This is a genomic window from Gordonia sp. UBA5067, from assembly GCF_002414845.1.
Taxonomy (GTDB): domain Bacteria; phylum Actinomycetota; class Actinomycetes; order Mycobacteriales; family Mycobacteriaceae; genus Gordonia; species Gordonia defluvii.
On record NZ_DIAX01000075.1, the window covers coordinates 1 to 5,193 of the forward strand.

The 5,193-nt window shown below is 66.0% G+C and carries 3 protein-coding genes and 1 pseudogene; 3 read left to right on the top strand and 1 reads right to left on the bottom strand.

Annotation, left to right across the window (positions count from 1 at the left end; all coding sequences use genetic code 11):
• Positions 1-2,110 (top strand): 3'-5' exonuclease (locus B4M62_RS12495; RefSeq protein WP_290713418.1); only part of this gene is annotated, 2,110 nt, incomplete at its 5' end.
• A gap of 5 nt (positions 2,111-2,115) precedes the next feature.
• Here B4M62_RS12495 and B4M62_RS12500 read toward each other — a convergent pair.
• Positions 2,116-3,174 carry a M23 family metallopeptidase gene (locus tag B4M62_RS12500; RefSeq protein ID WP_290713421.1) on the bottom strand — a complete coding sequence of 353 codons (1,059 nt, stop codon included), beginning with the start codon at positions 3,172-3,174 and terminating at the stop codon, positions 2,116-2,118.
• A 286-nt stretch (positions 3,175-3,460) separates the two neighbouring features.
• Here B4M62_RS12500 and sucC point away from each other — a divergent pair, with 286 nt between their 5' ends.
• Both sucC and B4M62_RS12510 read left to right on the top strand, forming a co-directional pair.
• Entirely contained in the window at positions 3,461-4,657 is a 1,197-nt protein-coding gene (sucC, locus tag B4M62_RS12505; RefSeq protein ID WP_290713424.1) for an ADP-forming succinate--CoA ligase subunit beta, read from the top strand.
• A 12-nt stretch (positions 4,658-4,669) separates the two neighbouring features.
• A pseudogene (locus tag B4M62_RS12510) lies at positions 4,670-5,193 on the top strand (succinate--CoA ligase subunit alpha); the annotation flags it as partial.

The window sequence follows — 5,193 nt, forward strand, 5'->3', positions numbered from 1 at the left end:
CTCGAACTTCTCCATCTACGACGCGGACGATTCGCGGCGGCTGCTGGGGATGATCATTCGCGACCTGGAACTCGATCCGAAGAAGTTTTCGGCGCGCGGGCTGGCCGTGGCCATTTCGAACTTCAAGAACGAACTCGTCACCCCGGCCGCCGCCAAACCGGCCGATGGCACCGACCAATCGGCCGAGTCGGTGATTGCGCAGGTGTACGACCTCTACCAGCGCCGGCTGCGGGCGGCCAACGCCTTCGACTTCGACGACCTCATCGGGGAGACCGTCGCTCTGCTGCAGCGGCACCCCGATGTCCGGCAGTACTACCGGCGGCGGTTCCGGCACATCCTCGTCGACGAGTACCAGGACACCAACCACGCCCAGTACGTGCTGATCCGGGAACTGGCGGGCGCCGGAAGCGACAGTGAGCGAACCCGGGGTGACGACGAGTCGGGCGACCCGCCGCCGGCCGAGCTCTGCGTCGTCGGTGACGCCGACCAGTCGATTTACGCCTTCCGGGGTGCGACTATTCGCAATATCGAGGAGTTCGAGCGCGACTTCCCGGCCGCGCACGCCATCCTGCTGGAGCAGAACTACCGGTCGACGCAGACGATTCTCTCCGCGGCGAACGCAGTAATCGCGCAGAACCCGAACCGGCGGCCCAAGCGCCTGTGGACCGAGTCGGGCGATGGCGAGCTGATCGTGGGCTACGTCGCCGACACCGACCGCGACGAGGCGGCGTTCATCGCCGGCGAGATCGACGTGTTGACCGACTATTCGATCGGCGGATCGGCGAGCCGCACCTACGCCGATGTCGCGGTCTTTTATCGGACCAACACCGGCTCTCGCGCCCTGGAGGAGGTCTTCGTCCGACATGGAATCCCCTACAAGGTCGTCGGGGGGACAAAGTTCTACGAGCGCAAGGAGGTGCGCGACGTCATCGCGTATCTGCGCACCGTCGCCAACCCGGACGACACGGTGAGTCTGCGGCGCATCCTGAACACCCCCCGGCGCGGCATCGGCGACCGCGCGGAGGCATGCGTGGCGGTGCACGCCGAGAGTCGCGGCATCAGTTTCTATCAGGCGTTGCTCGACGCGACACAAGGCGTGGTGCCACTGCTCAACACACGTGCGGTCAACCAGATCAGCGGATTCGTGGAGCTGATCGAGAGTTTGCGCCGGGAGTTCCTCGCGACGTTCGGATCCGGCGGCGACGCCGACGCGATCGTCCTCGACGCGGCCGCCGAGGGTGGGGACGTGGGCGAGCTCGTCGCCGCCATCGTCGACCGATCCGGGTACCGGGTCGAGCTGGAGGCGTCGCGGGACCCGCAGGATGGTGCCCGGTTGGACAACCTGAACGAGCTCGTCGCAGTCGCACGCGACTTCAGCGCCATCGCCGTTGAGGAGACGGCGGCGGAGCCGATCGCCGACGGCGATGACGGCGAGGGTGAGCCCGAGCCGGGTTCGCTGGCGGCGTTCCTGGAGCGGGTGGCACTGGTTGCCGACGCAGATCAGGTGCCCGACTCGGACGCCGGTGTCGTCACGCTGATGACATTGCACACGGCGAAGGGATTGGAGTTCCCCGTCGTCTTTGTCACCGGCTGGGAAGACGGGCACTTCCCGCACATGCGGTCCTTGGGGGATCCGGCCGAACTCAGCGAGGAACGCCGCCTGGCCTATGTCGGCATCACCCGTGCCAGGGAACGGTTGTACGTGACCCGGGCGCTGTCGCGGGCGTCGTGGGGCCAACCGGTGTCCAATCCGGAGTCGCGCTTCCTCACCGAGATTCCCGGTCACCTGCTCGACTGGCGGCGCACCGAACCGCGCCGCTCCCCGTCGCGGCATCGGGCCGCGGGGGCCTTCGGATTCGAGTCGGGCGACTCGGGGTCCGGTTCACCACGATCACGGGGTCGTGAGACCTTTGGTGCGCCGACTCGCGGGCGCAACAGCCACGTCCACTACGACATCGGCGACCGGATGAACCACCCGAAGTACGGTCTGGGCAAGGCGGTGGCCAAAGAGGGCGCTGGGCCGACCGAGCGGATAACCTTCGACTTTGGCAGCAATGTCGGGCGGATGACCTTTATGACCCTGGGCGGGCTGCCGGGGGAAAAGCTGTAGCGGACTCAGCCGGTGTAGGCCGACAACCGGACACCGTGCTGCGCGAGCCACGGCATCGGGTCGATCTTGGTCGTGCCGTTCTTCCACACCTCGAAGTGCACGTGCGGACCGAAAGAGAATCCCTCGTTGCCAACCAGTGCGATGACGTCACCGGCGGTGACATGCTGGCCCTTCTGGACCAGTACGCCCGAGGACGACATGTGGCCGTACATCGTGACGGTGCCGTCGGCGGCTTTGACCTGTACCCAGTTGCCATAACCGGAAGCGGGTCCGGCAGCGATGACGACGCCGTCGGTCGCCGCGTGGATCGGTGTGCCCAGCGGCGCGGCCATATCGAGGCCGCCGTGGAAGGAGCCCCAGCGTGATCCGAAGCCAGAGGTGAAGGAGTAGGCGCCCAGCGGGATGGGCGAGGTGAACAGCGGGCGCCGTTTGAGGTTCTCTCGCGCCGTTTCGGCGGTGGCGAGGGACGTGCCGGTGCCGAGGCCACGGCTGAAGGCGCTCATGTCGGAGTCGGTCGTCCCGGTGACGACGCCGGGGCCCTGATCGGGTGCTCCGTCGGCAGTGGTGGCGGTGGTGTTCGCCTTGTCCACCGCGGTGGCCTGAGCTGCGGCGGCTACCGCAGCGCCGGCGGCGAGCGCGACGAGTGCGGCGCGGCCGCCCTTCAGTGAGGTCGGCGGTGCACTGACGCGGTGTTTCCCGGACTTGCCCGGCTTGCGCTTGGGAGTCGGCGTCCGCTGGATCGGCAGCTCGTCAATATCTCCGGACTCGACATCTCCGGATTCGACGAGGGCGGTCGCGGGCTGGTACGTCTCCCGGTAGTCGTACTCCGAGATCGCGATGTCCTGGGTGATCTCCGACGCCGTCGTGGTGGCGGGATCGAGGCGGCGCCCGGTGCGGACGGTGCCCGTCCAGTTCGGCCGGTCCAGGGTGAATGCGGCGAACTCGTCGTCGAAGTCCTCGGGTGCGACGGTCGTGGTGCGGGCAGCAACGACTGCAGACGCGTCGAGCGGGGCGACGAATCGACGCCCGGCGTGCTCGATTACCCCGTTACGTTCTTGGGCCACAATCCTGCCTAACTACCTGTTTCACACGGTCTTCGTAACCAATTCGTGACTTGGCACCTCAACGAAGGTATCGAAGTCGACCCCGCAAGTCCACCATTCGGTCGGATTGGTGAGCAATCAGTGACAATCTCCACACAAGTGCGGTCTGAGCGAACCAGAACACTCGCGGTGTCCTAACGTGACTGATCGGGAGCCGGGCGAACGCAGTGCACGGCCGGGGGTTAAAGTCCGAAGATATCGCCCGCGTCATATCCGCGCGCGGGCGCCAACAGGAATGGTGAATCGAATGGATCTCTTCGAATACCAGGCGAAGGAATTGTTCGCCAAGCACGGGGTGCCCACCTCACCTGGACGGGTCACCGACAGTGCAGCCGACGCGCGCGCGATTGCCGAGGAGATCGGCAAACCAGTGATGGTGAAGGCGCAGGTGAAGACCGGTGGACGAGGAAAGGCCGGTGGCGTCAAGTACGCCGCGACCCCCGACGATGCGCAGCGCTACGCGCAGGACATCCTCGGTCTCGACATCAAGGGCCACATCGTCAAGAAGCTGCTGGTCGCCGAGGCCAGTGACATTGCCGAGGAGTACTACATCTCCTTCCTCCTCGACCGCGCGAACCGGACCTACCTGGCGATGTGCTCGGTCGAGGGCGGCATGGAAATCGAAGAGGTCGCCGCGACCAAGCCGGACCGGCTCGCGAAGGTGCCCGTCGACGCGGTCAAGGGTGTCGACCTGGCGACGGCTCGCTCGATTGCCGAGCAGGGCCACCTGCCCGCGGAGGTCCTCGACGCGGCCGCGGTCACCATTGCCAAGCTGTGGGAGGTCTTCGTCGGCGAAGACGCCCTGCTCGTCGAGGTGAATCCGCTGGTGCGCACCCCCGACGATCAGATCCTCGCGCTCGACGGCAAGGTGACCCTCGACGGCAATGCCGACTTCCGGCAACCCGGTCATGTCGAGTTCGAAGACCGCGACGCGACTGACCCGCTGGAGCTCAAAGCCAAGGAAAACGACCTCAACTACGTCAAACTCGACGGTGAAGTGGGGGTCATCGGCAACGGCGCCGGCCTAGTCATGTCGACACTGGACGTTGTCGCCTACGCCGGTGAGAAGCATCAGGGCGTGAAGCCGGCCAACTTCCTCGACATCGGTGGCGGCGCCTCGGCGGACGTGATGGCCGCCGGTCTCGATGTCATCCTGGGTGACCGGCAGGTCAAGAGTGTGTTCGTCAACGTATTCGGCGGCATCACCTCCTGCGACGCGGTCGCCAACGGTATCGTCGGCGCCCTGAACAAGCTGGGCGATGCCGCGAGCAAGCCGCTCGTCGTGCGCCTCGACGGCAACAAGGTCGACGAGGGACGCAAGATCCTCGCCGATGCCAACCATCCGCTCGTGACTCTCGCCACCACCATGGACGAGGGCGCCGACCGTGCGGCCGCGTTAGCGGCATCGCCATCAACCACGGCCGCCGATCCGTCGGCCAAGTAGGAGCGCACAGACATGTCGATCTTTCTGAACAAGAACAATAAGGTCATCGTCCAGGGCATCACCGGCGGCGAGGGCACCAAGCACACGGCGCTGATGCTGAAAGCGGGCACCAACATCGTTGGTGGCGTCAACGCACGCAAGGCCGGCACCACGGTGAGTCACCTCGACGCAGACGGCAACACCGTCGAGTTGCCGGTCTTCGCATCGGTCGCCGAGGCGATGAAGGAGACTGGGGCCGACACCTCGATCGCCTTCGTACCGCCCGCCTTCTCCAAAGATGCCATCATCGAGGCCATCGACGCCGAGATCGGCCTGCTGGTGGTGATCACCGAGGGAATCCCGGTGCAGGACTCCGCTTACGCCTGGGCCTACAACGTCGAAAAGGGTGAGAAGACCCGGATCATCGGACCGAACTGCCCCGGCATCATCACGCCGGGCGAGGCGCTGGTCGGCATCACGCCGAACAACATCAGCGGCAAGGGCCCGATCGGCCTGGTCTCCAAGTCGGGCACGCTGACCTACCAGATGATGTACGA

Bases quoted from the DNA above. Each gene is read 5' to 3' on its own strand.
- sucC (WP_290713424.1), top strand. From the start codon at position 3,461: ATGGATCTCTTCGAATACCAGGCGAAGGAATTGTTCGCCAAGCACGGG.